This is a genomic window from Achromobacter sp. ACM01, from assembly GCF_014851745.1.
Lineage (GTDB): Bacteria > Pseudomonadota > Gammaproteobacteria > Burkholderiales > Burkholderiaceae_B > Achromobacter > Achromobacter aegrifaciens.
Genome location: NZ_JACVAF010000001.1, coordinates 1,038,483 through 1,055,114 on the forward strand (window position 1 = coordinate 1,038,483; position 16,632 = coordinate 1,055,114).

The 16,632-nt window shown below is 65.9% G+C and carries 12 protein-coding genes and 2 riboswitches; of the genes, 9 read left to right on the top strand and 3 right to left on the bottom strand.

Annotated elements, in window-relative coordinates; all coding sequences use genetic code 11:
• The first annotated feature begins 118 nt into the window (after window positions 1-118).
• A complete protein-coding gene (locus IB268_RS04795; protein WP_175161315.1) occupies window positions 119-1,360 on the top strand; it encodes a diguanylate cyclase in 1,242 nt (413 codons plus the stop codon).
• Between the two features lie 10 nt (window positions 1,361-1,370).
• Here IB268_RS04795 and IB268_RS04800 read toward each other — a convergent pair whose 3' ends face one another.
• A complete protein-coding gene (locus IB268_RS04800) occupies window positions 1,371-1,889 on the bottom strand; it encodes a GNAT family N-acetyltransferase (protein WP_054452319.1) in 519 nt (172 codons plus the stop codon).
• 113 nt (window positions 1,890-2,002) lie between these two features.
• Here IB268_RS04800 and IB268_RS04805 point away from each other — a divergent pair, with 113 nt between their 5' ends.
• The 8 genes from IB268_RS04805 (at window position 2,003) to gcvP (ending at window position 12,820) form a co-directional block, all read left to right on the top strand.
• Window positions 2,003-2,455: a hypothetical protein gene (locus IB268_RS04805; RefSeq protein WP_054451998.1), complete on the top strand. Its 453-nt coding sequence runs from the start codon at window positions 2,003-2,005 to the stop codon at window positions 2,453-2,455.
• 265 nt (window positions 2,456-2,720) lie between these two features.
• The gene (locus IB268_RS04810; RefSeq protein ID WP_192353910.1) at window positions 2,721-4,982 is read left to right on the top strand and encodes an arginine/lysine/ornithine decarboxylase; all 2,262 of its coding nucleotides are present in this window, start codon (window positions 2,721-2,723) and stop codon (window positions 4,980-4,982) included.
• Window positions 4,982-6,184: an NAD(P)/FAD-dependent oxidoreductase gene (locus IB268_RS04815; RefSeq protein WP_192353911.1), complete on the top strand. Its 1,203-nt coding sequence runs from the start codon at window positions 4,982-4,984 to the stop codon at window positions 6,182-6,184. The genes IB268_RS04810 and IB268_RS04815 overlap by 1 nt, the downstream gene beginning before the upstream one ends.
• 150 nt (window positions 6,185-6,334) lie before the next feature.
• Window positions 6,335-6,949, top strand: a complete 615-nt coding sequence (locus tag IB268_RS04820; protein ID WP_088154256.1) for a superoxide dismutase — start codon at window positions 6,335-6,337, stop codon at window positions 6,947-6,949.
• A 30-nt stretch (window positions 6,950-6,979) separates the two neighbouring features.
• Window positions 6,980-7,873, top strand: coding sequence for a ZIP family metal transporter (locus tag IB268_RS04825; RefSeq protein ID WP_054451994.1), 894 nt, complete (start codon window positions 6,980-6,982; stop codon window positions 7,871-7,873).
• Between the two features lie 54 nt (window positions 7,874-7,927).
• Window positions 7,928-8,023, top strand: a riboswitch (glycine riboswitch).
• 35 nt (window positions 8,024-8,058) lie between these two features.
• Window positions 8,059-8,181: riboswitch (glycine riboswitch) on the top strand.
• A gap of 86 nt (window positions 8,182-8,267) precedes the next feature.
• A complete protein-coding gene (gene gcvT, locus IB268_RS04830) occupies window positions 8,268-9,368 on the top strand; it encodes a glycine cleavage system aminomethyltransferase GcvT (RefSeq protein ID WP_119450323.1) in 1,101 nt (366 codons plus the stop codon).
• 98 nt (window positions 9,369-9,466) lie between these two features.
• Entirely contained in the window at window positions 9,467-9,844 is a 378-nt protein-coding gene (gcvH, locus tag IB268_RS04835) for a glycine cleavage system protein GcvH (protein ID WP_042795177.1), read from the top strand.
• Between the two features lie 102 nt (window positions 9,845-9,946).
• On the top strand, window positions 9,947-12,820 hold the full coding sequence (gcvP, locus tag IB268_RS04840; RefSeq protein WP_192353912.1) for an aminomethyl-transferring glycine dehydrogenase: 2,874 nt from the start codon (window positions 9,947-9,949) through the stop codon (window positions 12,818-12,820).
• A 96-nt stretch (window positions 12,821-12,916) separates the two neighbouring features.
• On the opposite strand, the gene IB268_RS04845 is transcribed toward gcvP, so the two are convergent.
• Window positions 12,917-14,890 (bottom strand): DUF945 family protein, encoded by a 1,974-nt coding sequence (locus IB268_RS04845; protein ID WP_175180589.1) that lies wholly within the window; start codon window positions 14,888-14,890, stop codon window positions 12,917-12,919.
• A 238-nt stretch (window positions 14,891-15,128) separates the two neighbouring features.
• The gene (locus IB268_RS04850) at window positions 15,129-16,604 is read right to left on the bottom strand and encodes a M81 family metallopeptidase (RefSeq protein WP_119450320.1); all 1,476 of its coding nucleotides are present in this window, start codon (window positions 16,602-16,604) and stop codon (window positions 15,129-15,131) included.
• Window positions 16,605-16,632: the final 28 nt, after the last annotated feature.

The window sequence follows — 16,632 nt, forward strand, 5'->3', positions numbered from 1 at the left end:
GCGCGCGGTGTTACTTGCAAATCCGCTAAAGAACATCGCGGCCGCGTCCGTAAATGACAGTACATGTGTTTGCCGATTTGGCGACGTCATCTCCGCAAGCGTAAAAAAGCCCCGACCCGTGCGTTACCCCCATATCCCCTGGCTGCCTTTGTTGTTCTATCCTGCGCTGCCGGTGGCCGCTGCGGTGGGGCTGCTGCTGTGGCGCGAATGGCCGCCGGCCTTGACGCAGATCGTGCCGTTCGTGCCTTGGGTGATGGCGCTGATCGGCGTTGCCGTGTGCCTGATGTACCAGCGCGCACAGACCATGGTGCTGATGCTCAGCGTGCTGGCCGCCACGGCGGCCTGGCCGGCGCTGGCCACGGAAGCGCCCTGGGCCGTCGGACCGGCGCTGGCGTGGTGGTCCCTGGCCTACACCATCAACGCCCTGTGGTCCGAGCGCTCCAGCATGTTGCTGGACCTGGCCGCCCGCATCGGCATGATCGCCGCCGGCGCGGCGGCGATTGCGCTGGCCGGCAAGGACGGCGTGAACGATCTGCTTGGCATGCTCTCCGTGCAGGGTAGGTTGGCCCACCTGAGCGTGCCGATCGAAGGATTGATCGCCTTGCTGGCCACGGGCCTGACGCTGACCCTGCTGTTGCTGCGCTATGGGCGTCCGCAGCAGGCGGGGCAGTGGCTAGGATTCGTGTGCATGGCGTGGGCCTTGCCGCGCGGGGCGGAGCATCCCGTCGAACTGGCGCTGATGTCTACCGCCGCGCTGACGGCCCTGTGCATCTCGCTGGCCCACGAAGGTTTCCACATGGCGTTTCGCGACGAGCTGACCGGCCTGCCGGGCCGGCGCGCGCTGAACGAGCGTCTGCAGCGCATGGGGCGCGTCTATACGCTGGCGATGGCCGACGTCGACAACTTCAAGGCTTTCAACGACACCCACGGGCATGACGTAGGCGACCAGGTCCTGCGCATGGTGGCGGCGCAGTTGCGGCGCGTGCCGGGCGGCGGCCGGGCCTACCGCTACGGCGGCGAGGAATTCACGCTGGTGTTCCCGGGCAAGACCGCGGCGGAAAGCATGCCGCACCTGGAAAGCGTCAGGCGCTCCATCGAGGCCTACCAGATGCGCCTGCGCGACAAGCCGGTGCGCCCCAAGGCCGACCAGATCGGCCTGCGCCGCCGCGGCGGGCGCGACGCGCGCAATGCGCGGCCGCTGCGGGTGACGGTCAGCATAGGCGTAGCCGAACGCAGCGACTCCCTGCGCGCGCCCGACGCGGTGATCAAGGCGGCGGATCAGGCGCTCTACAAAGCCAAGGACGAAGGCCGCAATCTGGTGCGGGCGTTCAGCACGCGGCGCCGGACTGGCGCGGCCTGATGCCGCGCCGCTACTTGCCGGCCAGCGGCAGCGCCATCAGCGCTTCGTCGTAGAGTTCGCCGTTCACGCATAGCGCTTCGCGCTCGCGCCCGTATTCGGCAAAGCCCAGGCTTAGATACAGCGCGGTGGCCGCCTGATTGTTGGCGGTCACGCTCAGCTGCACCTGGCGGATGCCGCGCATGCCCGAGGCATGGGCGATCGCCGCCTGCATCAGTTGCCGGGCCAGGCCCTGACCGCGCTGCGCCGGCGCCACGTACATGCTCCAGATGTGCGCTTTGTGGCGCATCTTCAGTTTGCGCTGTCGGCCCACGCCGACCATGCCGGCCAGGACCCCGCCGCAGAACGCGCCAAACATTGCGCTGTCGTCCGAAGGCTGGATCCAGCCGCGGATATCCTCCAATGTCAGCGTGTGTTCCTCTTCGTAACTCGATCCGAACGATTCAGGGGTTTCCACCAGGGCGTCCAGGCGCAATTGGCGCAGCGGCGCCGCGTCGGCGGGAACAAGGCGTCGGACGGTGATCGGGGACATGGTCGGCAAGTGTTGGGAATAGGGAACGTTCGGCGGTGGATTCGCCAGTATAGGGGGACGCGCTGCCTATAATGGTCCTAACGCCGCTTGCGGTTTTCACAAAGGAGCCAATGATGTTCGGTTTCCTCAAGACAAACCAGGACGCCAAGCGCGACGAAGTCCAGGAAGAGTTCGTGGCGCGCGTGGCGGGTGCTGCGCAGGACTTCGTCCAGGCAGCCGGCTCGGCTGGCGCCGTGCTGGATTACACGCCATCCAGCGTCCATGCGCTGGACGAAGCGCTGGAGGCCGCCCATCTCGGGACCTTGCCTCTCACTCCCATGCAGACCGTCGGCGCCGCCGCCTACCTCTACGAGGTGGGACGCCGCGCGTATGGCGGCCTCTACGAAGTGTGCGATGACGAGGACCCAGTGGTGCTGGTCTGCGGCGAGCCCGATTCCGAGGTCTGCTTCGGCGCCATCGCCAAGGTCGAAAGGCGCATCCGTTACGGCTCCGCCGAGGCCATCCCACCTTATTTCGAACAGTTCCTGATGGCCTTGCAGGCGGGCGAGGCCCGCACCATCCGCTAGCGTCCCGGCGCTTCGGGCGCCCGGTTTGCTTCCCCGTGCGGCCCGGCTCTCTGTGCTGAAAACGTCCGCTTTTGGCGCGATGACAACGGCCGTCCGGGCCATTCCGGGATTTCCCTTAGGGCTGTAAGAAAAACAGCCCTACAATTCGGCCATTCCCGCCGCCCTGGCGGGTGCTCGCGCCGTCTGTCATCAGGCGGATTTTTACTAGAAGTACACTCGCGCCGCGTTACGCGTCCGAACCCGCCTTGCCCCCAGGAGCGCCTGCATGAAATTCCGCTTCCCCATTTTCATCATCGACGAAGACTACCGTTCCGAGAACGCGTCCGGTCTGGGTATCCGCGCCTTGTCCGCGGCGATCGAGGCCGAAGGCGTCGAGGTGATCGGGGTGACCAGTTACGGCGACCTGAGCTCGTTCGCCCAGCAGCAGAGCCGGGCCAGCGCCTTCATCCTGTCGATCGACGACGAAGAATTCGACGTGGATTCGCCCGAGGACGTGGCCAGCGCCATCAAGAACCTGCGCGCCTTCATCGGCGAGCTGCGTTTCCGCAATGCCGACATCCCCATCTACCTGTACGGCGAGACGCGCACGTCCGAGCACATCCCCAACGACATCCTGCGCGAGCTGCACGGCTTCATCCACATGTTCGAGGACACCCCCGAATTCGTGGCGCGCCACATCATCCGCGAAGCCCGCAGCTACGTCGACAGCCTGCCGCCGCCGTTCTTTCGTGAACTGGTCAAGTACGCGCAGGACGGCTCGTACTCCTGGCACTGCCCCGGCCACTCCGGCGGCGTGGCGTTCCTGAAGAGCCCGGTGGGCCAGATGTTCCACCAGTTCTTCGGCGAGAACATGCTGCGCGCAGACGTCTGCAACGCCGTGGACGAACTGGGCCAGCTGCTGGACCACACCGGTCCCGTGGCCGAATCCGAACTGAACGCCGCGCGCATCTTCCACGCCGACCACTGTTTCTTCGTGACCAACGGCACCTCCACCTCCAACAAGGTGGTGTGGCATGCCAACGTGGCCGCGGGCGACGTGGTGGTGGTGGACCGCAACTGCCACAAGTCGATCCTGCACGCCATCACGATGACGGGCGCGATTCCGGTGTTCCTGCGCCCCACGCGCAACCACCTGGGCATCATCGGTCCGATTCCGCTGGAAGAATTCCACCCGGACAGCATCCGCAAGAAGATCGAGGCCAACCCCTTCGCGCGCGAAGCGGTGAACAAGAACCCGCGCATCCTGACGCTGACGCAGAGCACCTACGACGGCGTCATCTACAACGTCGAAATGATCAAGAAGCAGCTGGGGAGCTACGTCGACACGCTGCACTTCGACGAAGCCTGGCTGCCGCACGCGTCGTTCCACGAGTACTACCAGGACATGCACGCCATCGGCCAGGACCGTCCGCGCAGCCAGGACGCGATGGTGTTCGCCACCCACTCCACGCACAAGCTGCTGGCCGGCATTTCGCAGGCCTCGCAGATCATCGTGCAGGAGTCCGAGACCCGCAAGCTGGACCGCAACGTCTTCAACGAAGCCTACCTGATGCACACGTCCACCTCGCCCCAGTACGCGATCATCGCGTCCTGCGACGTGGCCGCCGCCATGATGGAGCCGCCGGGAGGCACCGCGCTGGTCGAGGAAAGCATCCGCGAAGCCCTGGACTTCCGTCGCGCCATGCGCAAGGTGGAATCCGAATTCGGCAAGAACGACTGGTGGTTCAAGGTTTGGGGGCCGAACCGCCTGGTTTCGGAAGGCATCGGCAATCGCGACGAATGGATCCTGGAGTCCAACGACCACTGGCATGGCTTCGGCGAAATGGCCGAAGGCTTCAACATGCTGGACCCGATTAAGGCCACCATCATCACCCCGGGCCTGGACATGTCGGGCAGCTTCGGCGAAACCGGCATTCCCGCCGCGCTGGTCTCCAAGTACCTGACCGAGCACGGCGTGGTGGTCGAGAAGACCGGCCTGTATTCGTTCTTCATCCTGTTCACCATCGGCATCACCAAGGGCCGCTGGAACACGCTGCTGACCGCCTTGCAGCAATTCAAGGACGACTACGACCGCAACCAGCCGCTTTGGCGCATCCTGCCGGAATTCTGCCGCGACCATCGCCGCTACGAGCGCATGGGCCTGCGCGACCTGTGCCAGGAGATCCACGAAGCCTATCGCGCGCGTGACGTGGCCCGCCTGACTACCGAGATGTACCTGAGCGACATGGTGCCGGCCCTCAAGCCGTCGGATGCCTTCGCCCGCATGGCGCACCGCGAGGTCGAGCGCGTCGACATCGACAAGCTCGAAGGCCGCGTCACCGGCGTGCTGCTGACCCCGTATCCTCCGGGCATCCCGCTCTTGATCCCGGGCGAACGCTTCAACCGCACCATCGTCCAGTACCTGCAGTTCGCGCGCGAGTTCAACCAGCGCTTCCCGGGCTTCGAAACCTACATCCACGGCCTGGCCGACGAAGTGGGTCCGGATGGCGAAAAGCGCTACTACGTCGACTGCCTGATCGAAGACTGATGTTCGATGTAGCAGTACTCGGCGCCGGCGCCGCGGGCATGATGTGTGCCGCGGTCGCCGGCCAGCGCGGCTTGCGCGTGGTGCTGGTCGACCACGCCGAGCGCCTGGCAGAGAAGATCCGCATTTCCGGCGGCGGCCGCTGCAACTTCACCAATATCGGCGCCGGCCCCGCCAACTTCCTCTCCGACAATCCGCATTTCTGCCGTTCGGCCTTGGCCGGTTACACGCCGCAGGATTTCCTGGCGCTGATGAAACGCCACCACATCGCCTGGCATGAGAAGCATCGCGGCCAGCTGTTCTGCGACGATTCCAGCGAATCCATCATCGAAATGCTGCGCGCGGAGTGCGACGCGGGCAGGGTGCAGTGGCGCATGGGATGCTCGGTGGTCGAGATCGGCCATGGCGAGCAGGGTTACGAGCTGCACACCAGCCAGGGCACGATCCGCGCCGCGAAACTGGTGATCGCGACCGGCGGCATGGCCATTCCCCAACTGGGCGCCACCGATTTCGGCCTGAAGATCGCGCGGCAGTTCGGCCTGAAGGTCGTGGAACCGCGTCCCGCCCTGGTGCCGCTGACCTTCGATGCCGAGCAGTGGCAGTCCCTTTCCGAATTGTCCGGCGTGGCGCTGGAGGTCAATCTGCACACGGGGCAGGGCAAGGCGCGCGGCGAGTTCCTCGAGGACCTGCTCTTTACCCATCGCGGCCTGTCCGGACCTGCCATTCTGCAGATCTCCAGCTACTGGAAACCTGGCGAGCCCATCGTGATCGATCTGGCGCCTGGCCGCGATCTGGCGGAAGAACTGCTGGCGTCGAAGTCGGGCAACCGGCAGCAGCTGCATACCGTCCTGGCGGGCCTCTGGCCCAAGCGCCTGGCCGACCGCTGGCTGCACCTGGCGGAGCAGGGCGGCAAGCCGGGCCTGGCGGCGCTGCGCCTGGCCGACGCGCCGGACAAGACCTTGCGCACGCTGGCCCAGGACATCCATCAATGGAGCCTGGTGCCCAGCGGCACGGCCGGCTACAAGAAGGCCGAAGTCATGCGCGGCGGCGTGGACACGCGCGGGCTGGACCAGAAGTCCATGCAGGCCAAGACCGTCGCCGGCCTCTATTTCATCGGCGAAGCCGTGGACGTCACGGGCTGGCTGGGCGGCTACAACTTCCAGTGGGCCTGGGCTTCGGGCGTGGCCTGCGGCAAGGCGCTGTAGCGTCCTCTGGCGGGACAGGGCGCCGATAGGCCGGCGCTATGGCAGGTATTGGAAGCCTGCCATTGTTATATCAAATAAAAATACTTATCATTTATGTTTTCGATATTGATCCAAGCCCTGAATCGGGGGGCGGATCCAACGGAGACATGCATGGCCTACACTCTTCCGCCCCTGCCGTATGCCTACGACGCCCTGGAACCTCACATCGACGCGATGACGATGGAGATCCACTACAGCAAGCACCATCAGACCTACGTCAACAGCCTGAACGCTGCGCTGGAAGGCGCGGGCATCGTCACCAACGAGCCGGTCGAGTCCCTGGTGGCGCGGCTGGAGCAGTTGCCCGAAGCCATCCGCGGCGCCGTGCGCAACCACGGCGGGGGCCACGCCAACCACAGCCTGTTCTGGTCGGTCATGTCGCCCGAGGGCGGGGGTGAGCCGGACGGCGCATTGGCAGCGGCCATCGAGTCCGAACTGGGCGGGCAGGCCGCCTTCCGCGACGCGTTCACCAAGGCTGCGCTGACCCGCTTCGGCAGCGGCTGGGCCTGGCTCTCGGTCACGCCGGCCGGCAAGCTTGCGGTGGAAAGCAGCGCCAACCAGGACAGCCCCCTGATGCACGGCAACACGCCCATCCTGGGACTGGACGTGTGGGAGCACGCCTACTACCTGAAGTACCAGAACCGCAGGCCCGAGTACATCGGCGCCTTTTACAATGTCGTGAATTGGCCTGAAGTGGCGCGCCGCTACGCGGCAGCCCAGCGCTGAGCGCATCTCTCGCAAGGAGGGCAGCGGCACATGAATACCTTCAGCCGTCATCGCGTGCGGCCGGCGGCCACCAGCATCAGCGTGTGGACCCTGGCCGTATTGGTGGCATGCCTGGGCCTGCACCAGTTGTGGGCCTATCTGGACGTGCGCGCGCCGCACGTGGCCGATGCCCTCCTGGGCGGGCTGGTGGCCGCGGGCGCTACTGCCCTGGGTACTTTGCCCATCCTGTTTGCTCGGACCATCCCCCAGAAAATGCAGGACAGCATGTTCGGCTTCGGCGCCGGCGTGATGCTGGCCGCCAGCGCCTTCTCGCTGGTGGCGCCGGGCATCGCCGCGGGCCGCGACCTGGGCTATGGCCCCTGGGGCGCCGGCTTGACGGTGGGCGCGGCCGTACTGCTGGGGGCGGCGGTGCTGCTGCTCATGGACCGTACCCTGCCGCACGAACATTTCATCAAGGGCCGGGAAGGCATCGAGGCGCACCGCCTGCGCCGCACTTGGCTGTTCGTCTTCGCCATCACCCTGCATAACCTGCCGGAAGGCCTGGCCATAGGCGTGGGCTACGCGGGCAACGACGCCATGCGCGGCACCGCGCTGGCCACCGGCATTGCGATCCAGGACATTCCCGAAGGGCTGGTGGTGGCGGTGGCGCTGCTGGCGGCGGGCTATCAGCGCGCCTTCGCGGTGGCGCTGGGCATGCTGTCCGGCCTGGTCGAGCCGCTGGGCGCGGTGCTCGGCGCCGCAGTGGTCGGCTGGTCCGAGCCGCTTCTGCCCTGGGGCCTGGGTTTTGCCGCAGGCGCCATGCTGTTCGTGATCAGCCACGAGATCATCCCCGAATCGCACCGCAAGGGGCATGAGGTCTACGCGACCTGCGGCCTGATGCTGGGTTTCGTGCTGATGATGCTGCTGGACACGGCGCTGGGCTGAGCCGCCGCGGGCATTCCCTGGCCGCGGCTTTCGTTGTATGCTTGCGCCGCTGTCACGCATGTTGCGGGAGAGAGCGGCCTGTACGTCCGGCCGCCGCCGAAGGCGCAATTCGCCCGGAATCGCTCAGGTAACCCATACCGCCCATGCTTGCCCTGTCCCGGTTTTCTCACCGTGCGGACGCGGCAAAACAGTACTCTGGAGAGACCTGGCGCCGACCCTGAACTAGGGACATAGCGAGCAGCCCAGGCGCCGAAGGTGCAAACCCGCCATGCGGGGCAACTCTCAGGCAAAAGGACAGAGGGGCGGAAGATTCAGCCGTTGTACAAGCGCACCCCGCTTGGCACCACTGGCATTCCGTAACCCTGGCAACACTGCCGCCCCGGAGTTTCCGCGCATGTCCGCAACCCTCAAACGCACCCCGCTGGCCGAAGAACACATCGCCTCTGGCGCCCGCATGGTCGACTTCGGCGGCTGGGACATGCCGCTGGCCTACGGTTCGCAGCTGGAAGAGCACCACGCCGTGCGCCAGGACGCCGGCATGTTCGATGTGTCGCACATGCTGAACGTCGACGTGGCCGGTCCCGACGCGTTCGCCTTCCTGCAGCGCCTGGTCGCCAACGACGTGTCCAAGCTGACCGTGCCCGGCAAGGCGTTGTACAGCTGCATGCTGAACCCGCAAGGCGGCGTGATCGACGACCTGATCATCTATTTCTTCGCCGCCGACGAATGGCGCGTCGTGGTCAACGCAGGCACGGCCGACAAGGACGTCGCCTGGATGCAGCGCGTCAAGCAGGCTGGCCAGTTCGACGTTGCCATCACGCCGCGCCGCGATCTGGCCATGGTGGCCGTGCAAGGCCCCAACGCCCGCGCCAAGGTCTGGGCCGCGCGCCCGGCCTGGCAGGCCGCCAGCGAGCCGCTGACCCCCTTCGTGGCCGCCCGCGTGGGCGACGACACCCTGGTGGCCCGTACCGGCTACACCGGCGAGGACGGCTTTGAAATCGTGCTGCCGGCCGCCGAAGTCGTGCAGCTGTGGCGCGACCTGGTCGCCCAGGGCGTGCGTCCCTGCGGCCTGGGCGCGCGTGACACGCTGCGTCTGGAAGCCGGCATGAATCTGTACGGCCAGGACATGGACGAGCTGACCCAGCCCGACCAGGCCGGCCTGACCTGGACCGTGTCCCTGAAGAACGCCGAGCGCCGCTTCATCGGCCGCGACGCGCTGGAACAATTCGCCACCCCCGCCACCTTCATCGGCCTGAAGCTGCAAGAACGCGGCGTGATGCGCGCGCACATGGCCGTGCGCACCAAGGAAGGCACGGGCGAGCTCACCAGCGGCACCATGTCGCCCACGCTGGGCGTGTCGATCGGCTTTGCCCGTCTGCCTCAAGGCGTCAAGCCGGGCGACACGGTCGAGGTCGACATCCGCGGTAAGTGGGTGCCCGCCCTGGCCTGCAAATTGCCGTTCGTGCGTAACGGCAAAGCGGTCGAACACTCGTAAACTCGAAGCTTCGCGCGAGCCGCCGGCCCCTGGGGCGACGGCCGCCCGCGCGAGGCGCGCAACACCATTCATCTACCCGCATTCCCTCAGGAGTTCCCATGAGTCTGCCCACCGATCGCAAGTACACCGAGTCCCATGAATGGGTCAAAGCCGAAGGCGATGTGTTCGTCGTCGGCATCACAGATACCGCCCAGGATCAATTGGGCGACCTGGTCTTCGTTGGCGACGTGAAGGTCGGCGCCAAGCTGAACGCCGGTGAAACCGCTGGCGTGGTCGAATCGGTCAAGGCCGCTTCGGACATCTACGCTCCCGTGGCTGGCGAGATCGTCGCGTTCAACGAAGAGCTGGAAAACAATCCCAACCTGATCAACGAATCGGCCTTCACCGCCTGGATCTTCAAGATCAAGCCGGTCAACGCCGCCGACGCCGACAAGCTGCTCGACGCCGCCGGCTACGAAGCCGTCGCCAACGGCTAAGCCGCCTGGCTGGAACGGGCGCAGGGCACCCGCCACGCGCCTGTTCCGCAAGATGCAATACCGTCCGTCCTCCGACGACACCCGCTATCCCGAGACCTCTCCATGTCGCGCGCCCTAGACACCCACACCGACTTCATTCCCCGCCACATCGGCCCTTCCGACGCCGACCAGGCCGCCATGCTTGCCGTCATCGGCAGCGCCAGCCTGGACGCCCTGATCGAAGAAGTCGTGCCGCCCAAGATCCGCAGCCAGGCCCCGCTCGCGCTGCCCGCCTCGCGCAGCGAAACCGACGTGCTGGCCGAACTGAAGCAGATCGCCGGCCGCAACAAGGTCTACCGCAGCTACATCGGCCAGGGGTACTACGGCACGCAGACGCCCAACGTGGTGTTGCGCAACATTCTTGAGAATCCCGCCTGGTACACGGCCTACACGCCTTACCAGCCCGAGATCTCGCAGGGCCGCCTCGAAGCCCTGCTGAACTACCAGACCATGGTCGCCGACCTGACCGGGCTGGACATCTCCAACGCCTCGCTGCTGGACGAAAGCACCGCCGCCGCCGAAGCCATGACGCTGGCGCGTCGCAGCGCCAAGTCGAAGAGCCCGGTGTTCTTCATTTCGCGCCACGTGCATCCCCAGACCATCGAAGTCGTGCGCACGCGCGCCGAAGGCCTGGACATCGAAATCACCATCGGCGACGAGGCCGAAGGCCTGCCCGAGTGCTTCGGCGTGCTGCTGCAGTACCCGCACAGCACCGGCTCCGTCGCCGACTACCGCAAGCTGGCCGAAGCCGCGCATGCGCAAGGCGCCATCGTGGCCGTCGCGACTGACCTGCTGGCGCTGGCCCTGCTGGCCGCGCCCGGCGAATGGGGCGCGGATATCGCCATCGGTTCGGCCCAGCGCTTCGGCGTGCCGTTCGGTTTCGGCGGCCCGCATGCCGGATTCATGGCCTGCAAGGACGCCTTCAAGCGCAACATGGCTGGCCGCCTGGTCGGCGTGTCCAAGGACGCGCAGGGCAACCCGGCCATGCGCCTGGCGCTGCAGACGCGCGAACAGCACATCCGCCGCGAAAAGGCCACTTCCAACATCTGCACCGCGCAAGTGCTGCTGGCCGTGATGGCTGGCATGTATGCCGTTTGGCACGGCCCGGCCGGCATCCGCCGCATCGCCGAACGCGTGCAGCGCAGCACCGCCATCCTGCGCGCCGAGCTGGTCAAATTGGGCGTGAAGGTCGTCAACGACACCTTCTTCGACACGCTGTTGCTGGAAACCGGCGTGGCCACGCCGGCCATCCTGACCGCCGCCGATTGCGCGCACATCAACCTGCGCCGCGTCGATGGCGCCCGCCTGGCGGTGTCGCTGGACGAGACCGTGACCGTGGCTGACCTGCAGGCGCTGGTCAACGTCTTCGCCGCCGGCCTGGAACGCGATGACGTCGAACTCGACATCGACGCGCTGGACGCGGCCGCCGCCAGCGGCATTCCCGCCGGCGTGGCGCGCGAAAGCGCGATCCTGACGCACCCGGTGTTCTCCAGCGTGCAGTCGGAAACCGACATGCTGCGCTACCTGCGCAAGCTGGCCGACAAGGATCTGGCGCTGGACCGCACCATGATTCCGCTGGGCTCGTGCACCATGAAGCTCAACGCGACCGCCGAGATGATCCCCATCACCTGGCCCGAGTTCGCGCTGATCCACCCATTTGCGCCGGCTTCGCAAAGCCAGGGCTACAACGAACTGATCGACCGCCTGTCGGCCGCGCTGTGCGAGATCACCGGCTACGACAACATCAGCCTGCAGCCCAACTCGGGCGCGCAGGGCGAGTACGCAGGCCTCCTGGCCATCCGCGGCTACCATCAGGCCAACGGCCAGCATCAGCGCAACATCTGCCTGATCCCGTCGTCGGCGCACGGCACCAACCCGGCCTCGGCGCAACTGGCCGGCATGGACGTGGTGGTGGTGGCGTCGGATGCCAACGGCAACGTCGATCTGGCCGACCTGCGCGCCAAGATCGAACAGGTCGGCGACAAGCTGGCCGCTTTGATGATCACGTATCCGTCGACCCACGGCGTGTTCGAGGAAGCCGTCACCGAGATCTGCGATCTGGTGCACCAGGCCGGCGGCCAGGTCTACCTGGACGGCGCCAACATGAACGCGATGGTGGGCGTGGCCCAGCCGGGCAAGTTCGGTTCGGACGTGTCCCACCTGAACCTGCACAAGACCTTCTGCATTCCGCACGGCGGCGGCGGCCCCGGCGTGGGCCCCGTGGCGGTGCGCGCGCACCTGGCTCCGTACCTGCCGGGCGTGGTGAACGAGCAGGGCAAGCTGCCTGGCGACGCCAAGGTCGGTCCGGTGTCGGCCGCGCCGTTCGGTTCCGCGGGCATCCTGCCGATTCCGTTCGTGTACATCTCGCTGATGGGCGCCGACGGCCTGCGCCGCGCCACCGAAGTCGCCATCCTGAACGCCAATTACATCGCCACCCGCCTGCGTGACCACTATCCGGTCCTGTACGCGGGCCGCAACGGCCGCGTGGCGCACGAGTGCATCCTCGATGTGCGTCCGCTCAAGGAAACCAGCGGCATCAGCGCCGAAGACATCGCCAAGCGCCTGATGGACTACGGCTTCCATGCGCCCACCATGAGCTTCCCGGTGGCCGGCACGCTGATGGTCGAGCCGACCGAATCGGAAGGCGTTGCCGAACTGGACCGCTTCATCGACGCGATGATCTCGATCCGCGAAGAAATCGCCCAGGTCGAGCGCGGCGAGCGCGATGCCGAGGACAACGTCCTGAAGAACGCGCCGCACACCGCGCAGATGCTGCTGGCCGAGGAATGGCTGCACGCGTACCCGCGCCAGCAGGCCGCCTACCCGGTGGCCTCGCTGCGCGACGCCAAGTACTGGCCGCCGGTTGCCCGCGTGGACAACGCCTATGGCGACCGCAACCTGGTGTGCGCCTGCTTGCCGATCGAAGCCTACGCATAAATGCGGGCCGGGAGGCCCGGCGCGAGCCGGGCCCAAGGCAAAAAAAATCCCCCATCCGAAAGATGGGGGATTTTTTTGTCTCGCGTCAGCCGAGGTTTACTTCGCCGGCGCGGCCTTGCTGGCCACCGAGAAGTCTTCCGCGATGCTGAAGAACGTGTTGAGCATGATCTGCAGGTTTTCCTTGCCGATGCCGCCTTCCGAGTTCATGTCCATCTGCAGCACGGCCCGGTTCTTGTCGTCCAGGTAGGCGCGGGTCCAGCGGTATTCCTGGTTCCAGGCGTTGATGGCCTTGAGCGAGACCGGCTTCTTGCTGCTGTAGGTCGCGGTCACGACGAGGTCATGGCACTTCTCGGTGAAGTCGTTGCACAGGAAGTCGACGCGCAGCTCGCTGGCGCCGGTGTCGCGGGGATCCAGGATCAGGACGGGACCTTCGTCGCCGTCTTGCTTGCGGGGGTTGTAGACCATGTCGTCCAGCATGGTCGTCACGGTGTCCAGGTCGAAGTCCTGCATGTAGCCGGCCACGGACGCGGTGTCGGAGGGCGCGGCAAGTTCCGCGCCTTCGGCCGGTTCGCCTTCCTCTTCCATGCCGTCCATGTCATCCATGTCGTCGTCCATTCCGGTCGCGCCCAGCAGGCCCGAGAACAGTTCGTCGGCGGGGATCTTCTGGCCGTTCAGGTCGCCCATGCCATCGGCGTAGTGGAACTTGCCGATGATGTTGTCGCCGTCGTTCTTGCCGACGTTGAGCATTTCAGCCATGCCGGACATCGAGCGCATCTGGTCGTCGGCTTCCTCGGCCGCCTTTTCCGCGGTCAAGCCCTGCTTCTTGACGGCGTACTGGACGATCAGTTCGCGCACCATGGGCTTGGAGATGACCAGCGTCGCATCGATCTGCTTGATGGCCTTGACCATGATCTCCTGCGGCGTCAGGTCCTTGACGTTGGGCGGATTGGTCAGGTCCAGCGCGAAGGTCAGCTTGCTTTCGCCCTTGTCGGTCTTCCAGCTGATCGGGTCGATGCTGAACGTGGGGTTGCCGTTGAGCAGCTTGCCGGCGTTTTCCAGCACGGCGTCGAACTGCTCGTCCTTCAGGCCTTCGTCGCTGGCGCCCAACATGTACTGGCGCACGATCTGGTTGTAGGTGTCCGACAGCTGCTTGATGGCGGCGCCGTCCAGCTTGGCGAGCTTGATCACGGCCTGGCCGTTGCCCAGCGCCACGTCGTTGAGCGTGATGGTGCCGGTCTGGTAGGTGGCTTCGACGTTGACGTTCTTGTCGTCTTCGGCCAGCTTGACGCCGTAGCCCAGATTGTCCACCGAGACCTTGATGTCGTCGCCGGCGCGGGTCACGTCGAGGCGCTTGAGCTTGACGCTGGAATCTCCGATGGAGAGGCCGAACTTGCCCATGCGGCTGTCGACGTCCATGGTCAGGCCGGACATCAGCATCTTGACGGGATCATCCGACTTTTCGCCGTCCACCGACAGCGTTTCGACCAGGGCGTGCGCCGTGACGGCCTGCAGCGCGCGGTCGAAGGTGCCGTTGATCGCCATGCCGCTGAAATTGACGGCGTTGCCTTCGTGCGTGATCTGCACGGGGGCAATATTGGCGGTGGAGGTGGCGAAGCCGCCGAAACTGATGACCGTGTCGGCGCTCAGGGGCGCGACGCCCTTGGTCAGCTCGAACAGTTCCTTGATGTTGTCGGTCTTGGCGAGCTCGGCGTGCGTGAACGCCAGCTTGGGTGCGATGGCGCCGCGCGCCAGGGCGCTCTTGGGGAAGGGGCCGTGTTCGATGGACGCATCGAACTCGATCATGCCCTTGGGCATGTCTTCGGCGACCTTGTCGCCCTTGACCAGCGACACGCCGTAGCGCGCCTGCGTCGAGAACAGGCCACGCTCGTACTTCAGCTGATCGATGCGCAGACCGAACAGGGGCGTGATCTTGGCCAGCTTTTCATTGGCTTCCGCCAGGTGGCGCTGCGAGCTTTCCTCGATGCGCTTGCCGGTGTACCACGTGGCCCCGACCCAGCTTCCCGCTCCCACTATGACCACGCCCAGGGTGATCGCTACGCTCTTTTTCATCGTTCTGCTTGTATCGTTGATTATCGAGTCATATCCGGTGAACGGCGGCTGCTTCTGGCCGCCGGACGCCGTTACTGACGCCCGCCATCGGAATACGCGTATTCATCGGCCTGTAAGGCCCGCGGCGAGTATACCGAGGCCGATGGTCATCTGAGGGCGCTCGCCGTTACAGAAGATTTCAAAATGAAAGCCGGCGCAGTTGCGCCGGCTTTCCGGGGTACAGCGACGGCGGTCCGGTTTACATCGGATCGAGGGGATAGATGGGGCGGCGCACGTGCTTGAAATCAAGCTGGCCGTAGTCCGAGGTGGTCACCCCCACGCCGGTGCATTCGATGACCTGCGTTGCCATGTCGGAAAAGCCCGCGCGCCAATGCACGCGGCTCTTGAGCACGACATAGCGTTTTTGCAGCGGATCGATGCCGGCCGACAGCAGGCAGTTGATGTCGAACGGCTCCTGGTGACGGGACACCACCACGATTTCCACGCGGCCTGTGTCGATCACGACCGTCAGGCCGGTGTCGTTGCGCACGCCGCGGTACATGGGGCCGCGGTTCAGGTAGACGCCGTCGAACACCAGCTTGACGCGGCCGGTAACCTCCAGCGGCTCGCTGGGCTCCTTGATGGCGGGCATGGCGAGCTTGCCGCCGAGCTGGATCGTGATTGTCTGGCCCACGCCTGCCGCGGCCGCGTCGAGTGCGGCCTGCGGGTCGCAAATGGCATAGAAGACCACGTTCTCCAGTTCCTGGCGCAGCACCTCGGCCAGCACGGCGGTGGTGTCCATGGTGCCGCCGGAACCGGTATTGTCGTAATGGTCCAGCAGCACGACCGGGCCTTGTTCGATGGCCTTGGCGCGGGCTATGGTGGGCGCCAGCGGCTCCGGGTGGAATACCCAGTCGGCGCGGCCGTTCCAGGCCTGGTCCAGCAGCTCGTCGCGGTGGCGCTGCGCCTGGGCCAGATTGCCGTCGGTACAGACCACGGCGCTCAGGCCGGCTTCGCGGATGTCGGCGTGGGGGAATCCCACGAAGACGGAGGCGGCCAGGACGCCGCCGGCTTCCAGTTCCTTGCAGCGTTCCTGCAGCGGCTTGTTGGGCGCCGCGTGGGTGCCTTGGCACATGATGTGCGGCAGCATGGGCTTGTTGGCCCAGGACATGACAGGCTTGATCTCGCCCTTCAGGGTGCGCGCGATCACGTTCGCGGCGCGCAGGCCGGCCGCGCGGATGTCCACGTGCGGATAGGTATGGAAGCCGGTGATGACCGTGGCATGCTTGACGATGTCGTCGTAGATATTGGCGTGCATGTCCAGCGTCACCGCCACGGGCGTGTGCGGATCGATCTCGCGCAGGCGGCGCAGCAGGTCGCCCTCGGCGTCCTCCACGCCTTCGGCGACCATGGCGCCGTGCAGGTCGAGCAGGATGGCGTCGTAGCCGCCGCGCTGGACCTCGTCCAGGACCAGCTTGCATAGCCGTTCATGGGTTTCGGCGCTGGCGGGGCCGCTGGGCCAGGATTCGGCCGCCACGGGCACGACCATCTCGGCGCCTTCGCGGCGCGCCACTTCGATATAGCCGCCCAGCCCGCTGTCGGTGTTCTCGTAGGCCTTGATGGCGCGGTCGCCGGCCAGGACCTCCGGGTTGCCGCGAAAGAAGCGCTCAAGCGGGGTAGGCACGGGCGAAAACGTATTCGTCTCGTGCTTGATCATTGCCAAAAGCCAACGCATGGGAATTCCTGTGGGTTTGCTGTTGAGG